Origin of the sequence: Streptomyces sp. NPDC087300 (assembly GCF_044744425.1) — a bacterium.
In the GTDB taxonomy this organism is placed as follows: domain Bacteria; phylum Actinomycetota; class Actinomycetes; order Streptomycetales; family Streptomycetaceae; genus Streptomyces.
In genome coordinates this window covers 205,320-226,104 of record NZ_JBIUYI010000010.1, presented here as the reverse complement: position 1 = coordinate 226,104, position 20,785 = coordinate 205,320, and the positions used below count along the sequence as shown (strand labels likewise).

The 20,785-nt window shown below is 71.8% G+C and carries 20 protein-coding genes; 6 read left to right on the top strand and 14 right to left on the bottom strand.

Translation table 11 applies throughout. From position 1 onward, the window contains the following. Nucleotides 1-561, bottom strand: a complete 561-nt coding sequence (gene dut, locus ACIO9J_RS35435; protein ID WP_402008607.1) for a dUTP diphosphatase — start codon at nucleotides 559-561, stop codon at nucleotides 1-3. After that, nucleotides 558-1,142 (bottom strand): PaaI family thioesterase, encoded by a 585-nt coding sequence (locus tag ACIO9J_RS35430; RefSeq protein WP_402008605.1) that lies wholly within the window; start codon nucleotides 1,140-1,142, stop codon nucleotides 558-560. Before ACIO9J_RS35430 ends, dut begins: the two co-directional genes overlap by 4 nt. A gap of 58 nt (nucleotides 1,143-1,200) precedes the next feature. On the opposite strand from ACIO9J_RS35430, the gene ACIO9J_RS35425 reads away from it, so the two are divergent. Then, nucleotides 1,201-1,653 carry a DUF3093 domain-containing protein gene (locus tag ACIO9J_RS35425; RefSeq protein ID WP_402008603.1) on the top strand — a complete coding sequence of 151 codons (453 nt, stop codon included), beginning with the start codon at nucleotides 1,201-1,203 and terminating at the stop codon, nucleotides 1,651-1,653. A 37-nt stretch (nucleotides 1,654-1,690) separates the two neighbouring features. On the opposite strand, the gene ACIO9J_RS35420 is transcribed toward ACIO9J_RS35425, so the two are convergent. From ACIO9J_RS35420 to ACIO9J_RS35405, 4 genes are all read right to left on the bottom strand, one after another. Further along, complete coding sequence (locus ACIO9J_RS35420) at nucleotides 1,691-2,623, bottom strand: hypothetical protein (protein WP_402008601.1); 933 nt, start codon at nucleotides 2,621-2,623, stop codon at nucleotides 1,691-1,693. Between the two features lie 13 nt (nucleotides 2,624-2,636). Further along, nucleotides 2,637-2,933: a DUF4193 domain-containing protein gene (locus ACIO9J_RS35415; RefSeq protein ID WP_055544889.1), complete on the bottom strand. Its 297-nt coding sequence runs from the start codon at nucleotides 2,931-2,933 to the stop codon at nucleotides 2,637-2,639. Between the two features lie 393 nt (nucleotides 2,934-3,326). Then, nucleotides 3,327-4,571, bottom strand: coding sequence for a sensor histidine kinase (locus ACIO9J_RS35410; protein ID WP_402008598.1), 1,245 nt, complete (start codon nucleotides 4,569-4,571; stop codon nucleotides 3,327-3,329). A 6-nt stretch (nucleotides 4,572-4,577) separates the two neighbouring features. Beyond that, the gene (locus ACIO9J_RS35405; RefSeq protein ID WP_055544891.1) at nucleotides 4,578-5,231 is read right to left on the bottom strand and encodes a response regulator transcription factor; all 654 of its coding nucleotides are present in this window, start codon (nucleotides 5,229-5,231) and stop codon (nucleotides 4,578-4,580) included. Between the two features lie 311 nt (nucleotides 5,232-5,542). Here ACIO9J_RS35405 and ACIO9J_RS35400 point away from each other — a divergent pair, with 311 nt between their 5' ends. Beyond that, a complete protein-coding gene (locus tag ACIO9J_RS35400; protein WP_169801200.1) occupies nucleotides 5,543-5,716 on the top strand; it encodes a hypothetical protein in 174 nt (57 codons plus the stop codon). Between the two features lie 106 nt (nucleotides 5,717-5,822). Here the strand turns inward: ACIO9J_RS35400 and ACIO9J_RS35395 are convergent, their stop codons facing one another. Both ACIO9J_RS35395 and ACIO9J_RS35390 read right to left on the bottom strand, forming a co-directional pair. Beyond that, complete coding sequence (locus ACIO9J_RS35395) at nucleotides 5,823-6,620, bottom strand: inositol monophosphatase family protein (protein ID WP_402008595.1); 798 nt, start codon at nucleotides 6,618-6,620, stop codon at nucleotides 5,823-5,825. A gap of 10 nt (nucleotides 6,621-6,630) precedes the next feature. Continuing rightward, nucleotides 6,631-7,758: a ferrochelatase gene (locus tag ACIO9J_RS35390; protein ID WP_402008593.1), complete on the bottom strand. Its 1,128-nt coding sequence runs from the start codon at nucleotides 7,756-7,758 to the stop codon at nucleotides 6,631-6,633. Between the two features lie 146 nt (nucleotides 7,759-7,904). On the opposite strand from ACIO9J_RS35390, the gene ACIO9J_RS35385 reads away from it, so the two are divergent. Together ACIO9J_RS35385 and ACIO9J_RS35380 are read left to right on the top strand one after the other, a co-directional pair. After that, nucleotides 7,905-9,155, top strand: coding sequence for an MFS transporter (locus ACIO9J_RS35385; RefSeq protein WP_402008591.1), 1,251 nt, complete (start codon nucleotides 7,905-7,907; stop codon nucleotides 9,153-9,155). Then, a complete protein-coding gene (locus tag ACIO9J_RS35380) occupies nucleotides 9,103-10,434 on the top strand; it encodes a D-arabinono-1,4-lactone oxidase (RefSeq protein ID WP_402008589.1) in 1,332 nt (443 codons plus the stop codon). The genes ACIO9J_RS35385 and ACIO9J_RS35380 overlap by 53 nt, the downstream gene beginning before the upstream one ends. Before the next feature lie 6 nt (nucleotides 10,435-10,440). Here ACIO9J_RS35380 and ACIO9J_RS35375 read toward each other — a convergent pair whose 3' ends face one another. Then, the gene (locus ACIO9J_RS35375; RefSeq protein WP_402008587.1) at nucleotides 10,441-11,649 is read right to left on the bottom strand and encodes a hypothetical protein; all 1,209 of its coding nucleotides are present in this window, start codon (nucleotides 11,647-11,649) and stop codon (nucleotides 10,441-10,443) included. 430 nt (nucleotides 11,650-12,079) lie between these two features. On the opposite strand from ACIO9J_RS35375, the gene sepH reads away from it, so the two are divergent. After that, a complete protein-coding gene (gene sepH / locus ACIO9J_RS35370; protein ID WP_402008585.1) occupies nucleotides 12,080-13,204 on the top strand; it encodes a septation protein SepH in 1,125 nt (374 codons plus the stop codon). A 94-nt stretch (nucleotides 13,205-13,298) separates the two neighbouring features. Here the strand turns inward: sepH and ACIO9J_RS35365 are convergent, their stop codons facing one another. Continuing rightward, a complete protein-coding gene (locus ACIO9J_RS35365; protein ID WP_402008583.1) occupies nucleotides 13,299-14,144 on the bottom strand; it encodes a sulfurtransferase in 846 nt (281 codons plus the stop codon). 447 nt (nucleotides 14,145-14,591) lie between these two features. On the opposite strand from ACIO9J_RS35365, the gene ACIO9J_RS35360 reads away from it, so the two are divergent. Continuing rightward, nucleotides 14,592-15,317 carry a VOC family protein gene (locus ACIO9J_RS35360; RefSeq protein WP_402008581.1) on the top strand — a complete coding sequence of 242 codons (726 nt, stop codon included), beginning with the start codon at nucleotides 14,592-14,594 and terminating at the stop codon, nucleotides 15,315-15,317. A gap of 1 nt (nucleotide 15,318) precedes the next feature. On the opposite strand, the gene ACIO9J_RS35355 is transcribed toward ACIO9J_RS35360, so the two are convergent. The 4 genes from ACIO9J_RS35355 to ACIO9J_RS35340 all read right to left on the bottom strand — a co-directional run bounded on the left by ACIO9J_RS35355 (nucleotide 15,319) and on the right by ACIO9J_RS35340 (nucleotide 20,740). Then, complete coding sequence (locus ACIO9J_RS35355; protein ID WP_402008579.1) at nucleotides 15,319-15,981, bottom strand: thymidine kinase; 663 nt, start codon at nucleotides 15,979-15,981, stop codon at nucleotides 15,319-15,321. 57 nt (nucleotides 15,982-16,038) lie between these two features. Then, nucleotides 16,039-17,229, bottom strand: coding sequence for an alkaline phosphatase family protein (locus ACIO9J_RS35350; protein ID WP_402008577.1), 1,191 nt, complete (start codon nucleotides 17,227-17,229; stop codon nucleotides 16,039-16,041). Continuing rightward, a complete protein-coding gene (locus ACIO9J_RS35345; RefSeq protein WP_402008575.1) occupies nucleotides 17,229-17,816 on the bottom strand; it encodes a DUF5998 family protein in 588 nt (195 codons plus the stop codon). Before ACIO9J_RS35345 ends, ACIO9J_RS35350 begins: the two co-directional genes overlap by 1 nt. A gap of 83 nt (nucleotides 17,817-17,899) precedes the next feature. Then, complete coding sequence (locus ACIO9J_RS35340) at nucleotides 17,900-20,740, bottom strand: GNAT family N-acetyltransferase (RefSeq protein ID WP_402008573.1); 2,841 nt, start codon at nucleotides 20,738-20,740, stop codon at nucleotides 17,900-17,902. Between the last annotated feature and the right edge of the window lie 45 nt (nucleotides 20,741-20,785).

Genomic DNA, 20,785 nt, shown 5'->3' with positions numbered 1-20,785 from the left:
TCACTGTCCTTCCCGGTCGGATACGACCGATGCGTATCGATTCCCACCCGTTTGACCGTCCGGGCCACTGCCCGGACCTGCGCTCTCCACCAAGCCCGCGCCCACGGCGGCATGGCCACCGGTGGACCCGAAGCCCCCCTCGGCCCGCGCCGATGCGGGAAGCTCCGCGACCTCCTGGAAGCGCACCTTCTCGACCTGCTGGACGACCAGTTGGGCAATCCGGTCGAAACGCTCGAACCGCACGGCCTCGCGCGGGTCGAGATTCACCACGATCACCTTGATCTCCCCACGGTACCCGGCATCCACCGTCCCCGGGGCATTCACCAGAGCGACACCGCAGCGTGCGGCGAGCCCCGAACGGGGGTGCACGAAGGCCGCGTACCCCTCGGGGAGCGCGATGGACACCCCGGTGGGCAGCACGACCCGCTCACCCGGCGCCAGTTCACAGGATTCGGTGGTCCGCAGATCGGCACCGGCGTCGCCGGGCCGCGCATAACTCGGCAGCGGCACTTCCGGGTCGACGCGCCTGATCAGTACGTCCAACGGGGCACGGGATGTCACGGGTTCACCTCGAAGGCGCGGGCGCGCCGGGTCTGGTCCGGGTCGTTCATGGCGGCCCTGATCTCTTCGGGCCTGCCGTTGTCGATGAAGTGGTCGACCTTCACCTCGATGAAGAGGGCGTCGGCACGGACCGCGACGGGCCCGTCGGGGCCGCCGATCCGTCCGGTCGCGGTCGAGTAGATCTTCCGTCCGGCGACAGCGGTGACCTCGGCCTCCAGGAACAGCACGGTGCCCAGGGGCACGGGCCGCAGGAAGTCGGTCTCCAGCTTGCCGGTCACGGCGATCACCCGCAGCAGCCAGTTCAGCGAGCCGAGCGTCTCGTCGAGCGCGGTGGCCAGGACGCCGCCGTGTGCGAGACCGGGAGCACCCTGGTGCGCCTCGCGCACGGTGAACTCCGCGGTGATGCAGACGCCTTCGCCGGCCCGCGCCGCCAGATGCAGTCCGTGGGCCTGTCCCGCGCCACATCCGAAGCAGTGTTCGTAGTGGGCGCCGATGAGCTCGCCGGGAGCGGGTGCGTCGGGGTGCCGGACGGGCGCTATCGCGTCGGCCGGGGGCGTCAGAGCTGCAGATGTACCACTCACAGGCGCAGACCTTACCTCCGCGTCAGCGCTCACAGCTCACCGTGCCAAGCTTGGCTCCATGCAGCCTTACGAAGAACGCCTGACCGCGCCCCGCACCTGGTGGCTCGTCTCGGTCCTGGTCGGCGTCGCGATGGCCCTGATCCTGCTGCCGTTCGGCACGCTGCCGCTGCTCGGCGGCCTGGTCGGCGGCACGGCCGTGGCCGCGGTCGTCACCAGCGCGTACGGCTCCCCGCGGATCCGGGTGGTGGCGGGCTCACTGGTCGCGGGAGACGCGAAGATCCCCGTGGCGGCCCTGGGCGAGGCCGAGGTCCTGAACGGCGAGGAGGCGCGCGCCTGGCGCACCCACAAGGCCGACCCGCGCGCCTTCATGCTGCTGCGCGCCTACATCCCCACGGCGCTGCGCATCGAGATCACCGACCCCGACGACCCCACCCCGTACGTGTACGTCTCGACGCGCGACCCCGAGGCCCTGTCGGCGGCGCTGGACGCGGTACGCCAAAGCGCTCCGTAGCGGCCCGCCAGGGGGCGCGGGCGGGCGTCAGCCACGCTCAGCGCCCCAACTCCCTGGGGATCTCCCCCACCCGCAGCGGATCGGCGGGTTTCTCCAGCGGCGGCAGCTGCGGCAAGGCGTCCCACGGCACCTGGACCTTGCGCAGGTCCTGCCGGATCTTCCCGGCCAGCTTCTTCGTGTCGCGCCGGTTCATGACGGCCCCGACCGCCGCGCCCACCATGAACGGCATCAGGTTCGGCAGGTTGCGGACCATCCGCTTCATGATCTGCTGGCGCAGCTCCCGCTTCATCTGGCCGCCAAGAGCCGCGTTTATGGTCGCGGGCTTCGCGACGTCGATGCCGCGCTCCTCCGACCAGGAGTTCAGATACGCCGTACTGCGCTGCCCCAGGCCGCCGTCGGGCCGTCGCCCGTAGACCTCGTGCAGCTCGGCGATCAGCTTCAGTTCGATGGCGGCGACGCCGGTGATCTCGGCCGCGAGCTCGGCGGGCATCGCGGGCGGTACGGGCAGCATCGCGGCGGCGCCGACGCCCGCGCCGACCGTGGAGGTCGCGTTGGCCGCGCCGGCGATGAGTTTGTCCGCGAGCTGCTCGGGGCCGAGGCCCGGGAACTGCTTGCGGAGGGTCTCCAGATCGCGGACCGGGATCCGCGGGGCGTTCTCGATGAGCCGGTCGGCGAGATAGCCGATGCCGGCCTTGGCGCCGCGCCCGCCCTTGCGCACGCCTTCCTTCACCCCGTCCGTGACGGCGGCAACACGACCGCTCAGGGAACCGTTCTTGCGTTCGGTCCTGAGCGTCTTGTCGACCGCCGTCGCGTCCGGCGCCACCTCCAGGGCGCCCGTCGGTTCGAGCGAGGCCGACCCACTGGGGGTAGAGCCCCGCCCGTCGTCACGTACGCCGTCGCCAGGGGCGCCGGCTTGGTCCGCTCCGCGCTTGCGGAAACGGCGCTTCCTGAACGGGGTCGAGCCAGTCACGGCCGACCCCGTCTCAGTCGCAGTCGCGGCAGATCGGCTGGCCGTTCTTCTCGCGGGCCAGCTGGCTGCGGTGGTGGACCAGGAAGCAGCTCATGCAGGTGAACTCGTCCTGCTGCTTCGGGAGCACGCGGACGGCGAGCTCCTCGTTGGAAAGGTCCGCGCCGGGCAGCTCGAGGCCTTCCGCGGCCTCGAACTCGTCGACGTCTACGGCCGACGTCGACTTGTCGTTCCGCCGGGCCTTGAGTTCCTCGATGCTGTCCTCGTTGACGTCATCGTCGGTCTTACGTGGGGTGTCGTAGTCCGTTGCCATGTCGCTCTCCCCCTCTGGGTGTCTGCGGTGTCTCAGCGCACGTAACGCGTGAGAGGCCGGACTTGTGCCCGACCTGAGGCGGAGATTTTGCCTCACATCAAGGTCTGTTACTCAATCGACACCCAACCGCACCCCTGCAGAGGTGATCGGTTTGGATGGCGATCGGGACCGTACACGGTCCGAATGTCGCACTTCACGGGCGCCACCCCGTGTACTTCCCGTGATCAAGACCCCCGAAAACCCGGATTTTCCCGGCTTTCCGACGACTTTCACGATCACGGAGAGTAGATGGCCGAAAAGTCGACCCTGTGATCGATCACACATGAAATCTCCGGGATCGGGTCCTGAAAATTCCGCGCAAAGCGAACATCGGGGCGCCTCAGCGGCAGCATCTCAGAGGGGCAGGGTGACACGCATCACGAGTCCGCCCCCCTCTCGCGGCTCCGCGATGATACGGCCTCCGTGGGCCCGCGCCACCGAGCGGGCGATCGACAGACCGAGTCCCACGCCCTTGTCGCTGCCGGTCCGCTCGGTCCGCAGCCGCCGGAACGGCTCGAAGAGGTTGTCGATCTCGTACGCGGGCACCACAGGACCCGTGTTCGACACCACGAGGACCGCCTGGCCGTGCTGGGCCTCCGTGGTCACCTCGACCCAGCCCTCGTCCTTCACGTTGTACCTGACGGCGTTCTGCACGAGGTTCAGCGCGATGCGCTCCAGGAGGACGCCGTTGCCCTGGACGACCGCCAGGCCGCGCTCCCCGCGGATCTCCACGCCCTTCGCGTCCGCCTCGGCCCGCACCTGGTCGACCGCGCGGTTGGCGACCTCGGCGAGGTCGACCGGCTTGCGCTCCACGATCTGGTTGTCGCTGCGGGCGAGCAGCAGCAGGCCCTCCACGAGCTGCTCACTGCGCTCGTTGGTCGCGAGCAGCGTCTTGCCGAGCTGCTGGAGCTCGGGGGGCGCACCCGGATCGGAGAGGTGCACCTCCAGGAGCGTGCGGTTGATCGCGAGCGGGGTGCGCAACTCGTGCGACGCGTTGCCCACGAACCGCTGCTGGGCGGTGAAGGCGCGCTCCAGCCGGTCGAGCATCTCGTCGAAGGTGTCCGAAAGCTCCTTCAACTCGTCGTCGGGGCCGTCCAGTTCGATACGCCGGGTCAGGTCCGTGCCGGCCACCCGGCGCGCGGTGCGCGTGATGCGGCCGAGCGGGGACAGGACGCGGCCCGCCATGGCGTACCCGAACGCGAAGGCGATCACGGCGAGGCCGAGCAGGGCGAGCAGCGAACGGCTGAGCAGGTTGTCCAGCGCGTCCTGGCGCATCTGGTTGACGCAGTCGTTCAGCGACGAGTTCAGCTGGTCCGCCGGGATCGGGGTCCCGGTCGGCAGGTTGTGACAGGTCTGGCTGCTCACCTTGGAGCCGCCCTCGATCCTGAACGGCAGATCACTGCCCACGTTCAGGGCCTGCGCGGCGAGCAGGTAGATGATCGAGAGCAGCAGGATGCCCGCGATCAGGAACATGCCGCCGTAGAGCAGCGTCAGGCGTATGCGGATGGTGGGGCGCAGCCACGGGAAGGGCGGTTCCGCCTTCCTCGGGTCCCACGTGGGCTTCGGGGGCGCGGCTGGTGGCGCCGGGGACGCGGCCACCGCGGATCAGATCCGGTAGCCGGAGCCGGGGACCGTCACGATGACGGCGGGCTCACCGAGCTTGCGGCGCAGGGTCATGACGGTGACCCGGACGACGTTCGTGAACGGGTCCGTGTTCTCGTCCCAGGCCTTCTCCAGGAGCTGCTCGGCGGAGACGACGGCGCCCTCGCTGCGCAGCAGCACCTCGAGGACCGCGAACTCCTTGGGCGCGAGCTGGATCTCCTTGCCGTCGCGGAAGACCTCGCGGCGGTTGGGGTCGAGCTTGATGCCCGCGCGCTCCAGGACGGGCGGCAGCGGCACGCTGGTGCGCCGCCCCAGGGCACGCACGCGTGCCGTGAGCTCGCTGAACGCGAAGGGCTTGGGCAAGTAGTCGTCGGCGCCGATCTCCAGGCCCTCGACCCGGTCGCTGACGTCGCCCGACGCGGTGAGCATCAGGACACGGGTCGGCATGCCGAGTTCGACGATCTTGCGGCAGACGTCGTCGCCGTGCACGAGCGGGAGATCCCGGTCGAGCACCACCACGTCGTAGTCGTTGACCCCGATGCGCTCCAGGGCGGCCGCTCCGTCGTACACGACGTCGACGGCCATGGCCTCCCGGCGCAGTCCGGTGGCCACCGCATCGGCGAGCAGCTGCTCGTCCTCGACGACGAGTACACGCACGTCGCTGTCCTTCCTCTGTGCCCTGCGGGCAGGGCTGGTCTCTGGTCACGGGGGGTGAGACCTCCATCCTGCCCCTTTCGGCCATAAACCGGCTGTAAGGCGGCCTCGGGCCCCGGGAATGCGGGATTTTCTGCCGCGGTTGAGGTTTCTGCGGAACGGAGCAAGGGGAGGACGGCTTTACACCCGCGATCACGCTTTGTATGTGGCACGCCACGAACTGCTTTCCGCAGGCAGCGAGAGACGTGATCGCCCCTTCTTTGAGGGCACACCCCCGTGCCATCGACCCACGACCCAGCCGAGGGGGCGCAACCATGGACGCTTTCACCGCAGGACTGCTGCAGCGCATAAAGGCCACGGAGTCCGACCTCACGAAGGCCCGTGAGACGGGAGACGACTTCCTTGCCGAGGTCGAGCAGGCGGAGCTGGAAGATCTCCACCGCCTGGCCGCCGAGCACGGAGTCGAGGTAGGCGCTCTGCAGGCCTGACCGGCATCTGGACCCACGCGCGCGAAGGGCCCCGGCATCCGAGGGATGCCGGGGCCCTTCCGTGTGTGCACGGGGGCCTGCCGCCCCGATGCGGTCCTGCACCCGTTCAGTCGTGCCAGGCGCCGAGCTCCTCCAGGAGGCCCTGGAGCGTCTCGAAGAGGCCGGGCGGTGCCGCGACGGCCAGCTCCCCGGAGAGGGCCGCACCGGGGCGGCCACCGGTCAGCGCGCCCGCCTCACGGGCGATGAGCTCACCGGCCGCGAAGTCCCACGGGTTGAGGCCTCGCTCGTAGTACGCGTCGAGCCGGCCGACCGCGACGTCGCACAGGTCGATCGCGGCGGAGCCGCCACGGCGGATGTCCCGCACCTTCGGGATCAGGTGCGCGGCCACCTCGGCCTGGCGCGCGCGGCGCTCGGTGAGGTACCCGAAGCCGGTGCCGACGAGGGCCTCGCCGAACGGCGGCGCGGGCCGCACGCGCGCGGGGCGGTCGTCGACGAAGGCGCCACCTCCGAGGACCGCGCGGTACGTCTCGCCGCGCATCGGCGCGTGCACGACGCCGACGAGCGTCTCGTCGTCCTTGCGGGCGGCGATGGAGACCGACCAGTCGGGCCGCCCGTACAGATAGTTGACCGTGCCGTCGATCGGGTCGATCACCCACTGGATGCCGCTGCTGCCCTCGGAGCTCGCGCCCTCCTCGCCGAGCACGCCGTCGGCCGGCCTGCGCTCGGCGAGGAAGTCGGTGATGAGCTTCTCGGAGGCGATGTCCATCTCGGTGACGACGTCGACGGCGCTGGACTTGGTGGCGGCCACGCCCAGGTCGTCGGGGCGTCCTTCGCGCAGGAAGGTCCCCGCGCGCCGCGCGGCCTCCAGGGCGACGTCGAGGAGTTCTGCCTTGAGGTCGGTCACGTCAACGTCCTTACGCGTACGGGCTGTCGACGCCCGCGGCCGCGGGCTTCGGTGCGCGGGCCGGGCAGCAGCCCACCGGGCACAGGTCGTGGCTCGCCCCGAGCGCCCCGAGGGCGCACGGCGTGACGGTTCTGCCGCTCTCCGCCGCGGCCCGCTCCAGCACCATGTCCCTGATCGCCGCGGCGAACCGCGGGTCGGCGCCGACGGTCGCGGAGCGGCGCACCGCGAGCCCCAGCTCCGCCGCCTTGGCCTCGGCCTCGGTGTCGAGGTCGTACAGGACCTCCATGTGGTCCGAGACGAAGCCGATCGGGACCATCACCACCGCGGGCGCCCCCGCGGCGTGCCGCTCCTCCAGGTGGTCGCAGATGTCCGGCTCCAGCCACGGGACGTGCGGGGCGCCGCTGCGCGACTGGTAGACGAGCCGCCAGGGGTGCTCGACCCCGGTCTGCTCGCGGACCGCGTCGGCGATCAGGCGGGCCACGTCCAGGTGCTCCTTGACGTAGGCACCGCCGTCGCCGTGGTCCTCGACGCGGCCGGAGGTGTCCGCCGCCGAGTCCGGGATCGAGTGCGTCGTGAAGGCCAGGTGCGCGCCTTCCCGTACGTCCTCGGGGAGGTCGGCGAGGGACTTCAGGACGCCGTCGATCATGGGGCGGACGAATCCGGGGTGGTTGAAGTAGTGCCGCAACTTGTCGACCCGGGGCAGGTCGAGGCCCTCGGCACGCAGCGTGGCGAGCGCGTCCGCCAGGTTCTCGCGGTACTGCCTGCACCCCGAGTACGAGGCGTACGCGCTGGTGGCGAGGACCAGGATGCGGCGGTGCCCGTCGGTGACCATCTCGCGCAGGGTGTCCGTCAGGTACGGCGCCCAGTTGCGATTGCCCCAGTAGACCGGCAGGTCGAGACCGTGCTCCACGAAGTCCTTGCGCAGGACGTCGAGCAGGGCGCGGTTCTGGTCGTTGATCGGGCTGACCCCGCCGAACAGGAAGTAGTGCTGCCCCACCTCCTTGAGGCGCTCCTTGGGGATGCCGCGCCCGCGCGTCACGTTCTCCAGGAACGGGACGACGTCGTCGGGGCCCTCCGGGCCGCCGAACGAGAGCAGCAGCAGGGCGTCATAGGGAGTGGGATCGAGCGCATCGGACATGTATCCGATCCTGCCACCCGCCACTGACTGCGAAAAATCACGGTGCGCCCCGGCCTGTCGGAGCCGTAAGCTGTATGGGCCATCTTTACGCCTTACCGGAGCCCCTCCCGCCGCGGAGCCGCCCCGGCGCCTCAGCGGAGTCCCACGTGCCAAGCCCCTACCGCGCCATATTCGCCGCCCCCGGCACCAAGGGTTTCTCGGCGGCCGGCCTGCTCGGCCGGATGCCGCTGTCGATGATGGGCATCGGCATCGTGACGATGGTGTCCCAGCTCACCGGCCGGTACGGCCTGGCGGGCGCGCTGTCCGCCACCGTCGCGCTGTCCGCCGCCGCGATCGGCCCGCAGATCTCCCGCCTCGTGGACCGGCACGGCCAGCGCCGGGTGCTGCGGCCCGCGACGCTGGTCTCCCTGACCGCGGTCGCCGGACTGCTGCTCTGCGCCAAGTTCGAGGCACCCGACTGGACGCTGTTCGTCTTCGCCGCCCTGGTCGGCTGCGTGCCGAGCGTGGGCTCGATGATCAGGTCGCGCTGGGCCGTCCTCTACCGCGACACCCCGCAACTGCACACCGCGTACTCCTTCGAGTCCGTGGTGGACGAGATCTGCTTCATCTTCGGGCCGATCATCTCGATCGGTCTGTCCACGGCCTGGTTCCCCGAGGCCGGGCCGCTGCTCGCCGGCGTGTTCCTCGCCGTGGGCGTCTTCTGGCTGACGTCCCAGCGGGCCACCGAACCGGTGCCGCACGCGCGCGAACACCACACCGGCGGCTCGGCGTTGCGCTCCGTCGGGCTCCAGGTGCTCGTCGCCACGTTCGTCGCGACCGGCGCGATCTTCGGGTCGATCGACGTGGTGACGGTGGCGTACGCGGAGGACCAGGGCCACAAGTCGGCGGCGAGTCTCGTGCTCGCGGTCTATGCCCTCGGTTCATGCCTTGCGGGCGCGGCCTTCGGCCTGCTCCACTTCAAGGGGGCGCCGGCACCCCGGTGGCTGCTGGGTGTCTGTGCGATGGCCGTGAGTATGATCCCGCTTCAACTGGTCGGGAACCTTCCGTTGCTGGCCGTGGCGCTCTTTGTCGCGGGCCTCTCCATCGCGCCGACGATGATCACGACGATGGCCCTCGTCGAGGAGCACGTACCACGCGCGAAACTGACCGAGGGCATGACCTGGGTGAGCACCGGGCTCGCGGTCGGCGTCGCGCTCGGCTCCTCCGCGGCCGGCTGGGTCATCGACGCCGCGGGCCCGGACGCCGGGTACGGGGTGCCGGGGATATCCGGGGCCGTCGCGGTCGCGGTCGGTTTCCTGGGGTATCGCCGGCTGAAGCGGCCGGTTCCGCGACGGGGAGGGACCCATGAGCACGCGCACGGGCACGAGCAGCGGCAAGAGCACAGCGACGTGGCGTAACTGGGCGGGCAACGTCACCGCGCGGCCGGTCAGGGAGACGACGCCCGCCTCGGTGGACGAGCTCGCCGCGGCCCTGCGCGAGGCCAAGGAGGCCGGTCTCAGGGCCAAGCCGGTCGGTACGGGGCACTCCTTCACCGCGGCCGCCGCGACCGACGGCCTCCTGATACGCCCCGACCTGCTGACCGGCATCCGCGGGATCGACCGCGAGGCGGGCACGGTCACCGTGGAGGCCGGCACCCCGCTCAAGCGCCTGAACACGGCGCTCGCCCGCGAGGGCCTGTCGCTCACGAACATGGGCGACATCATGGAGCAGACCGTCTCCGGCGCCGTCAGCACCGGGACGCACGGCACGGGCCGTGACTCGGCGTCGATCGCCGCCCAGATCAAGGCACTTGAGCTGGTCACCGCGGACGGCACGGTCCTGACCTGCTCCCCCGACGAGAACCCCGACGTCTTCGCGGCCGCCCGCATCGGGCTCGGCGCGCTCGGCGTCATCACCGCGATCACCTTCGCCGTGGAGCCCGTCTTCTATCTGACGGCCCGCGAGGAGCCGATGACCTTCGACAAGGTCACCGACGAATTCGACGCGCTCTTCACGGAGAACGAACACTTCGAGTTCTACTGGTTCCCGCACACCGGCAACTGCAACACCAAGCGCAACAACCGCAGCGCGGGCCCCGCGGCCCCGCCCGGCAGGGTGAGCGCCTTCATCGAGGACGAGGTGCTCTCCAACGGCCTCTTCCAGGTGGTCAACTCGCTCGGCCGCGCCGTGCCCGCGACGATCCCCGGCATCGCCAAGGTCTCCAGCAAGGCGCTCTCCGCCCGTACTTACACGGACATCCCCTACAAGGTCTTCACCAGCCCGCGCCGGGTGCGTTTCATGGAGATGGAGTACGCCGTTCCGCGCGAGGCCCTGGTGGCCACGCTGCGCGAGCTGAAGGCGATGGTGGAGCGCTCGAACCTGCGGATCAGCTTCCCCGTGGAGGTCCGTACGGCGCCCGCGGACGACATCGCGCTCTCCACGGCATCGGGCCGGGAGAGCGCGTACATCGCCGTCCACATGTACAAGGGCACGCCCTACCAGGCGTACTTCACCGCCGCCGAGCGGATCTTCACCGCGCACGAGGGGCGGCCGCACTGGGGCAAGGTGCACACGCGCGACGCGGCGTACTTCGCCAAGGCGTACCCCCGCTTCGGCGAGTTCACGGACCTGCGCGACCGCCTCGACCCGGACCGCCTCTTCGGCAACGACTACCTGCGGCGCGTCCTCGGCGACTGACCCCGCCTACGGCTTGGGGGTCTCTCCTTGCTGCTGTTCACCGCCCGAGCCGTCCCCGGTGCCGCTCGACGGAGTGGGCGTCGGGGTCGGCGTGGGCGTCGGGGTCGGCTTCGAACCGTCGTCTCCGGAGCCGGTGTCCTTGTCCTTGTCGGGGTCCGAGCCGGTGTCAGTGCCGTTGTCCTGGCCCTCCTTGGAACCGGAGCCGGTTCCGGAGCCGTCGCCGGTGCCCTGGTTCTGGTCGCCCGTGCCGTTCGGGTCCTGTGTGCTGTCGCCGTCGCCCTTCTGGTGGTCCGACCCCGAGGTGCCGTCGTCCGACGGCTGCCCGGAGGGGTCGGTCCCCGGCGTGGACGGCTCGTCCTTCGGAGGGGTGTTGTTCCCCTTGAAGAGGTTGTTGAGCGTCGTGCCCGTACCGCTGCCGCTGAAGTTCTCGTCGGTGACCAGCTCGTACGTGGTGATCCCCGCCATGGTGACGCCGAACACCACGGCCGCGGCGATCAACGGCCGCTTCCAGCTGCGGATCTGCGTCCGGTGCGTGGTGGCGTCGGTGAACTCCTCCGAAGGCAGCGGCGCTTCGGGTGCGGGCAGCGGGACCGGCACCGGTCCGTCGACGCGCAGCACGCGCGTGGCGTCGTCGCGTGGCACCAGCTGGGTCGCGTCCACCGAGCCGAGGAGCTGGGTCCGCTCGGCGTCCGGGTCCGCGAGGGGCAGCATGGCCGTGGGATCCGCGTCGCCCGCGACGGGCAGTACGGATGTCGGATCGGCAACGCCCGCGACGGGCAGGACGGACGTCGGATCGGCCGCGCCGACCGCGCCGCTGTCGTCGGCCTGTGGTCTGCCCCACGTCGTGGTCACCGGACCCGTGGTGCCTATCGCCCCCCTGTAGGCAGCCGTTCTGAACGTCTCGGGCACCTGCGCCGCGGCGGACACGGGAACCTGGCGCGCCTTCGGCTTGGCCTGGACCGTCACGTCACGTATCTGCTCGCCCGTGCGCTTGAAGAAGTGCTGGAAGACGGTGCCGCCACAGGTCGCGATCGCGCTCACGACACCGGCGCCGAGGATCGTCCCGTAGACGCCGAGGTTGGAGGCGAGCTTCGCCGCCACCACCGCGGCGATGGCACTGCCCGCCACCTGCGGCACGCTGAGATCGAGGCGCCGCTTCTGCTCCGGCTCCTCCTGGTCCTTCGACTCCTTGCCGGAATCCGGCTTTTCACGCATCTCCGACCCTTGCCTACCTTTCTCTACCGACTACATGAGAAAGGGACGTATGACCGAAGGGATTAGTTCCGTTTCCAGCTTTTCCGTGAAGTGCGCCACGCGTGCGTGCGGCCCGCCGAACGCAGAGGCCCGCCAACTCCCTTCCCCCACGAGAAGTTCGGCGGCGCGGCGGTCCACCCGCGTGGCCCGAATGGAGTACTGTTGCGAGCCCTGGGTCCGGTCTCCCGCCAGGGTGCCCGGGGCCTTGCAGGACCGCCGGGTGGGGGGCTCGCTGCACAGGGTGACGAACGTCGTCACTTAGCGTTGCGAAAAGGTAACCGTGCCATAACGGCGATCCAGGGCCCCTGCCCGACACGCCGGGCAACTCGGCAAGGTTGTGGCAGGCTGCACCCGGGCAGGCCACACTCGACTAGCGGAAGCAGCGACGCACGTGACGTCGGCAGGCACCACCCGGGAGGTCCCCATGCCCGAACTGCGTGTCGTGGCCGTCAGCAACGACGGCACACGGCTGGTGCTGAAGGCTGCGGACAGCACGGAGTACACGCTTCCGATCGATGAGCGGCTGCGTGCGGCAGTCCGCGGCGACCGGCCCCGACTCGGCCAGATCGAGATCGAGGTGGAGAGCCACCTCCGCCCGCGAGACATCCAGGCGCGGATACGTGCCGGTGCCAGCGCGGAGGAAGTCGCCTCGCTCGCCGGCATCCCCGTCGATCGCGTCCGCCGCTTCGAAGGACCCGTGCTCGCCGAGCGCGCGTTCATGGCGGAGCGTGCCAGGAAGACCCCCGTGCGCCGTCCCGGCGAGAACACCGGACCCCAGCTCGGCGAGGCCGTCCAGGAGCGCCTGCTCCTGCGCGGTGCCGACAAGGAGACCGTCCAGTGGGACTCCTGGCGCCGTGACGACGGGACCTGGGAGGTCCTGCTCGTCTACCGCGTCGCGACCGAGCCGCACTCCGCGAGCTGGACGTACGACCCGCCCCGGCGGCTCGTCCAGGCCGTGGACGACGAGGCGCGCTCGCTGATCGGCGAGACCGACGACATCGCCGCGCCCGAGCCCAGCTTCCCGTTCGTGCCGCGCATCGCCCGGCTGCCCAGGGACCGTCCCCTGGACCGGCCGCTCGACCGCGCCCTCGACCGGCAGCTGGACCGCCCGAGCATCCCGGCTCCCCCGGCCGACCCGCCGGAGGAGGGCACCGGTGCGGGTGCCGCGGTCGCCGAGCAGGAGCGCGACTCGCTGACCAGCCTCCTGGAGGCGGTGCCCAGCTTCCGTGGCGACATGGTCGTGCCCGAGCGTCCCTCCGCGGCACCCGCCGCGGAGCTGCCTCCGCAGGAGGAGCCCGAGCAGGAGCCCGACGCGGAGGAGCCGCCCGCGGCGGCGGGCGCCGGTGCCGCGTACGCGGACGTGCTCATGCCCCGCTCGGTGGCCAGCCACCGGGACCGCCTCGTCGGCTCCACGGACCGCCAGGCCGAGGCCGACGGCGTACGACCCGGGCGCCGCGCCGCGGTGCCCAGCTGGGACGAGATCGTCTTCGGCACGCGCCGCAAGAAGCAGGAGTAGCGGCCGCCCGCCCGCGGGCGGGCGAACACGGACCCGAACGGGCCCCGCACCGGACAGGTGCGGGGCCCGTTTCCGTGCGGCCGGGGCCGCCGGACTACTGCGGGTCGGGGCCCGTCGCCACGGGGCGCTCGGGGTCGGCCGACCACTCCGACCACGAACCGACGTACAGCGCGGCCGGAATCCCCGCCACCGCGAGGGCGAGCACCTCATGGGCGCCGGAGACGCCGGATCCGCAGTAGACCCCGATCTCCGACGTGCCCGAAGCGCTCGACGTGCCCGAGGCGCCCAGCGCCTTGAAGCGGTCCGCGAGCTCGGCGGCCGGCTTGAAGCGGCCGTCCTCGGTGACGTTCTCCGTGGTCGGCGCCGACACCGCGCCGGGGATGTGCCCCGCGACGCTGTCGATCGGCTCGACCTCGCCCCGGTAGCGCTCGCCCGCGCGGGCGTCCAGGAGCAGGCCCGAGCGGGCCAGGGCCGCCGCGGAGTCGGCGTCGAGGACGTCCGTGCCGTTCGGCGCGGGCACGAAGGAGCCCTCGGCCGGGGCGCCGCCCTCGCCCTTCTCCAGGGATCCGGTCCACAGGGCGATGCCGCCGTCCAGGACGCGGACCGAGGTGTGACCCGTCCAGCGCAGCATCCACCACAGGCGTGCGGCCGCCCAGTTCTGGCCAGTGTCGTACACGACGACATCCCGCTCCGGAGAGACGCCGGCCGCCCGCATCACGGCGCCGAAGTGATCGAGATCCGGCAGCGGATGCCTGCCCCGCGCACCCGCCTCCCCCGTGACATCGGCCTCCAGGTCGACGAAAACAGCAGACGGGAGGTGCCCTTCCAGATACGCGGAGCGCATGGCGCCCTCGTGCTGCCAGCGGACGTCGAGGACGACCGGCGGCTGCCCGCCCGCCAGGTCGCTCGCGAGTTCGGATGCGGAGATGATGGCATTCATGGGCCCCATCCTTGCGCACGGGGTGGCCGCGCCGCCAAGGTCCGGCTACCCTGCTCCGCCGGACGTCGCCCGAACACGGGGCGTACGGAAACACGCACGCCCTGTGCAGCAGATGGACACAGCTCCGCAATCACATGTTCACGGGTGAGAAACCGTATTTCGGGCATCCTCCGCGGGAAGCCGGACAGCGCGGCGCGGTCGGGACGCGCGGTGCGACAGGTGGTGCGAGCATCTGCGAGGGCGCGCATTCGCGCGGCGAGAGTACGCGCGTTCGGAAGCGGAAGCGGAGCGGCCACCATGAGGGCCGAGGAGAGGTTGACGATGACCGAGGCACGGGCGGACGGAGCCTCCCCTGGACGGGACTCGTCGGAGTCCTTGGGGCAGGTTCCGCGTGACGACGCGACGAGCGGTCGGCACGCACCCGGCACACCATGCTGGGTGAGCCTGATGGCGCATGGCCTGAACGCTACCCAGGAGTTCTACGGAGCGCTCTTCGGCTGGGAGTTCCGGCCGGGACCCGACCAGCTCGGCCCCTATGCGCGGGCGCTGCTCGACGGCCACGAGGTGGCGGGCATCGGGCAGCTGCCGCCCGAGCGGCATCTGCCCATCGCCTGGACGCCCTATCTGGCCAGCGAGGACGTGGACGCGACGGCCGAGGCGGTGCGGCACTGCGGCGGCACGGTCGGCGTGGGTCCGATCGACGCGGGCGAGGCCGGGCGGATGGCCATCGCGTCGGATCCGGCGGGAGCGGTGTTCGGCATCTGGCAGGCAGCGGGCCACCTGGGCCAGGCGATGGCGGGCCGGCCGGGCACGCCGGCCTGGAACGAGCTGGTGACGCGGGAGACCGCGAGCGTCGTGAAGTTCTACCAGACCGTCTTCGGCTACACCGAGGAAGCGGTCGTATCGGCCGACTTCGACTATCTGACCCTTCAGGTCGACGGGCGTCCCGTGGCGTCCATGCACGGCGCGGGCCAGGCGCTGCCGCGCGACCGGGGCCCGCACTGGATGACGTACTTCGAAGTCGCCGACGTGGACGAGTCGGTGGACCGGGTCGTCGAGCTCGGCGGCCACGTCGTCAAGCCCGCCAGGGTCGGCACGCACGGCAGGATGGCGACGGTCGCCGACCCGGAGGGCGCGGTCTTCACCGTCGTGCGCTCGCACCCCGCGGGCTGACTCAGGGGCGGGCGCCCACCGCGTCGACCGGCAGCACGTCGGGCGAGAGTGCACCGGCGCGCGCGGTCGCCGCGGTCGTCCTGCGCCGGTGGTGACGGCGGCACAGCACCTCGTAACCCACCTCGCCCGGCTGCTGGTTGACGTCGCCGACGACCACCTGGGCGCCTTCGACGACCATCTCGCCGCCTATGGTGCGGGCGTTGTGCGTGGCGCGGGCGCCGCACCAGCAGAGCGCCTCGACCTGGAGCACCTCGACCCGGTCGGCCAGCTCGACCAGGCGCTGCGAGCCGGGGAAGAGCTTGGAGCGGAAGTCCGTGGTGATGCCGAAGGCGAAGACGTCCAGGCCGAGGTCGTCGACGACGCGGGCGAGCTGGTCGATCTGCCCCGGGGCGAGGAACTGCGCCTCGTCCGCGATCACGTAGTCCGCGCGGCCGCCCTGGGAGAGGTGGTCGACGAGGTGGGCGTAGAAGTCGAAGTCGTCGGCCGCCTCGATCGCGTCGGTGACGAGCCCGAGCCGCGAGGACAACTTGCCCTCGCCGGCCCGGTCGTCCCGCGTGAAGATCATCCCCTGGAGTCCTCTGGCCGAGCGGTTGTGCTCGATCTGCAGAGCCAGGGTGCTCTTTCCGCAGTCCATCGTTCCGGAGAAGAACACCAGCTCGGGCATGGGGAGTTGAGGACCTTTCGGTACGGGCGTAAGGGGAGGGCGCCGTGGGACGTACGGCTAGGAGCGTACTTCGAGGAGCGGCACGAGCTGCTCGACGGGGGTCATGGAGCCGTGCATGCCCACCAGGGCGGACTCCTTGGGCTCCTTCTCCGTGGCGATGATGGCGACGTCGTCGTGGGCGGCGGCGACGATGTCCCCGATGCGGTCGTACACACGTTGATCAATGTGTGGACCGAACCAGCCCGCGGCGATCGCCTCGTCCCTGCTCGCCACCCAGAACTGCTCGCCGAGCACCTCGCGCCAGACGGTCAGGACGTCGCTCTGGGCGCCGGGCACCGCGTAGACGTGCCGGGCGCGGCCCTCGCCGCCGAGCAGGGCCACGCCCGCGCGCAGCTCCCAGTCCTCGTCGAAGTCGATGCGCGAGGCGTCGTCGAAGGGGATGTCGATCATGCCGTGGTCGGCGGTGACGTACAGGGCGCTGCGCGGCGGCAGCTGCTCGGCGAGCCGCTGGACGAGCCGGTCGACGTACATGAGCTGGCCGCGCCAGGCGTCGGAGTCCACGCCGAAGCGGTGGCCCTTGCCGTCCACCTCCGCGTAGTACGTGTAGACCAAGGAGCGGTCGCCCGCGGCCAGTTGCGCGGCCGCGAGGTCCATGCGGTCCTCTCCGGAGAGCCTGCCCCGGAAGGAGCCGCCGCTCAGGGCGATCTTGGTGAGCGGGGTGTTCTCGAAGGTCGGCGACGACACCTGCGCGGTGTGCACGCCCGCCGCGTGGGCCTGCTGGAAGACCGTGGGGTACGGCTGCCACTTGTGCGGGTCGGTCCAGGGGTTCCAGCGGAGCTGGTTCATCAGCTCCGAAGTGGCCGGATTGCGGACCGTGTAGCCGGGCAGGCCGTGCGCGCCGGGCGGCAGGCCGGTGCCGACCGAGGCGAGCGAGGTGGCGGTGGTGGCGGGGAAGCCTGCGGTGATGGGCCGCCCGGTGCCGCCGCGCGAGCTGGCGATGAGCGAGGTCAGGAAGGGCGCCTCGGCCGGGTGGGCCCTGAGCTGCTCCCAGCCGAGACCGTCGATCAGGAAGACGCAGTTCCGGTCGGCGGGGGCGAGCTCGGGGATGACCGGCTCCTCGTAGCCGGGCACTTCCTGGTGGGCGACGAGCGTGGGCAGCAGATCGGCGAGCGATCCGGTGCCGTACGCGGGCACGGGGGCGGTGTCGAGGGCGAGCGGCTGTACGTCGTCCCAGGCGGGCAGGGACATCAGCGGGCGGTGTCCGCGGTCGCCTCGGACAGGGCCTGCGCGAAGGCCAGGGTCTGGCGCACGGCGTCCGGGCCGTCGCCCGCCTCGCTGACGCGCAGGCTGAGGTCGTCGGCGGTCGAGCTGCCGGTGTAGCCGTGGTCCGCCTCGCAGTTGGGGTCGCCGCAGGCCGCGGGCTCCAGGTCGATGCGGGAGACGGCGCCCCAGCCGATGGTCAGGACGACCTCGCGGGGCAGCGCGCCGGGCACGTACTTCTCGGGGTTGGCGACGACGCGGCTGACGACGACCGACGAGATGCGGCCGATCTTGACCGACTCGGTGGAGGTGGTCGCGTACGGCGTCGGGGAGGTGCTGTCCGCCGCCTGCTCGTCGGTGTGGCTGACGATGAAGCGCGTGCCGGTCAGGACGAGGACCGTGACGTGCCGACGCACTTCGTTCGCGTCGAACGTGGTCTCCTGGTGGACCAGATACGACCCGATGGCCTCGCCGCCGATCGCGGCCTCCACCGCCTCGGCCACGAGGGCCGGGTAGTAGCCGCTGCGCTCGATCGCCGCGCGCAGCCCCTGGGTCGTCGTACCGGTCTTTGCCATGCCCTCCATCCTACGGCCCGGCGCGGGGCGCACGGTGCCCCGTGGCGGCCCCGGCGGCCCGCGGGCGCGCTCGGGCGGTCCGGTCAGTACCCGGGGAGGGTGCGCGGCCCGAGATCGTCGCGGGCGGGCGGGGGCGCGAGCCGCACGGAGGCGCCGAGCACGGAGAGGCCGCGCGGCGCGACGACCACGGGCTCCAGGGAGACGCCGACCACTTCGGGGTGGTCGTCGACGAGCCGCGAGACCCGCTGGAGCAGCTCTTCGAGGGCCGGGGTGTCCACGGGGGCCGAGCCGCGCCAGCCGAACAGGAGCGGAGCGGTCCGGATGGATCTGACCAGGGAGCCCGCCTCCCTGTCGGTGACGGGGACGAGTCGGTGGGCGGTGTCGCCGAGCAGTTCGGAGGCGGCGCCCGCGAGGCCGAAGGAGAGCACGGCGCCCGCCGCCGGGTCGATGACCGCGCGCACGACGGTGTCGACGCCGCGCGGGACCATCCCCTGGACGACCGGCCGCAGCTCGGCGGGCTTCCCGAAGAGGTCGGTCAACTCCTGGTAGGCCCTGCGCAGTTGCTCCTCGTCCGCGAGGTCGAGGCGGACACCGCCGAGGTCGGCGCGGTGGCGCAGGTGCGGGGCGGTGGTCTTCAGGGCGACGGGATAGCCGAGGGCGCGGGCGGCCTCGGCGGCCGCGTCCGGGTCGGGCGCGGGCAGGGCCTGGCGTACGGGGATGCCGTAGCGCCCGAGCAGCTCGTGGGCGTCGGCGGGGGCGAGCGTGGCGCCCCGGGGGTCGTCCTCACCTGCGAGCAGTGCGGTGATCCGCTCGGCGGCCCCGCTCTCGTCGATGTCCTCGTACTCGTGCACCTTCCCCGGTTCGGCGGCATCGCGCCGCCACTGCGCGTACTTGACCGCTTCGGAGAGTGCCCGTACGGCGCGCTCGGCGGCGGGGTAGGCGGGGATGCGGTGCTCCTCCGGAGGGACCGCGTCCGTCGTGGGCAGTTGTCCCGGCGGGCGGGACGGGTGGGCGTGATCCCCGTCGCCGAGTACCGGAACGGTGGCGTCCGGCCGGGTCCTGGTGGCGGCGGCCAGGGCGGACGCGAGCCCGCCGAGTTCGACGTGCACCACGGCGACGGGCTTCGCGGGACATCCGGCGGTCGCGGCGCGCAACTCCGTGGCGAGCGTCTCGGGGTCGGTGGCGCCCCCGTCCTCCCTGACCCAGGGGATCGCGTTGACGATCACCGCGTCGCACGCGTCGTCCGAGAGCGCCTGGGCGAGCGCCGCACGGAAGTCGGCCGGTGTGGCCCCCGTCGTGAGGTCGCGCGGGGTGAGCGGCCGCAGCCCGTCCGCCACGCACGCGTCGTAGGTGAGGAGCCCGAGGGACTCGGAGTTGCCGAGGATGGCCACGCGGGGGCCCTCGGGCAGCGGCTGGCCCGCGAGGAGCAGCCCCGCGTCGACCATCTCCGTGACCGTGTCGACGCGGATGACGCCCGCCTGGCGCAGCAGCGCGGAGACGGTGGCGTGCGGCAGGCGCGTGGGCTGCACCGCGTGCCCGGTCGGCGCGATGCCGCTGTGCCGGGCGCCCTGCACGACGACGAGGGGCTTGGCGGTCGCCGAACGGCGCGCGAGGCGGGTGAACTTGCGGGGGTTGCCGATGGTCTCCAGGTACATCAGCGTGACGTCGGTGTCCGGGTCCTCGTACCAGTACTGGAGGACATCGTTGCCAGAGACGTCCGCGCGGTTGCCCGAGCCGACGAACGTGGAGAGGCCCGCGCCGCGCCGGTGCAGTCCGGACAGCAGTGCGATGCCGATCGCGCCGGACTGCGTGAACAGGCCGATCCTGCCGCGCACCGGCCCCTCGGGCGCGAGCGAGGCGTTGAGCCGCACCTCCTCAGAGGTGTTGATGACTCCGAAGGCGTTCGGTCCGATGATGCGCATGCCGTACGACCGCGCCTGGCGCACCAGTTCGCGCTGCCGCTCGCGCCCCTCGGCACCGCTCTCGGCGTAGCCGGCGGAGATCACCACGAGCCCCTGCACGCCCCGCTCGCCGCACTCGGCGACGACCTGGGGCACCCGCTCCGCGGGCACGGCCACGACCGCGAGGTCGACCGGCTCGCCCGGGTCGATGTCCCGCACGGAGCGGTGGGCGGGCACCCCGTCGATCGTGCCGCCGTCGTCGAACTCGCCGTTCACCGCGTACAGCCGCCCGGCGTATCCGGCCTCCTGGAGGTTGCGCAGCACGCTGCGGCCCACCCCGCCGGGGGTCCGGCCCACGCCGACCACGGCGACCGAGCGGGGCGTCAGGAGCCGCTGCACGGACCGCGCCTCGGCACGGTGCTCGCGGGCGCGCTGCACGGCGAGCGAGCGGTCGGTCGGCTCCAGGTCGAACTCCAGGCGTACGACGCCGTCCTCGAAGCTGCGCTTCTGCTGGTAGCCCGCGTCGGTGAACACCTTGATCATCTTGGTGTTGGCGGGCAGCACCTCGGCCGCGAAGCGGCGGATGCCGCGCTCCCTGGCGACGGCCGCGATGTGTTCGAGGAGCGTGGAGGCCACTCCCCTGCCCTGGTGGGCGTCCTGCACGAGGAAGGCGACCTCGGCCTCGTCCGCGGGCGCGCTGGCGGCCATGCCGCGGTCGTCGATGCGGTCGTAGCGCACGGTGGCGATGAACTCGCCGCCCACCGTCGCCGCGAGCCCCACCCGGTCCACCTGGTCGTGGTGGGTGAACCGGCGCACGTCCTTGGCGGAGAGGCGGGGGTAGGGGGCGAAGAACCGGTAGTACTTCGACTCGTCGGAGACCTGCTCGTAGAAGCTGACCAGACGGTCCGCGTCCTCGGCCGTGATGGGCCTGATCCGGGCGGTGCCCCCGTCGCGCAGCACCACATCGGCTTCCCAGTGGGCGGGATAGTCGTGCCGCTCCTGCTGATCCGACGGGCTCTGCATGGGGCCAGGGTACGGGTCGCGCGCCCGCCGGGGCCGGGGCAGGCT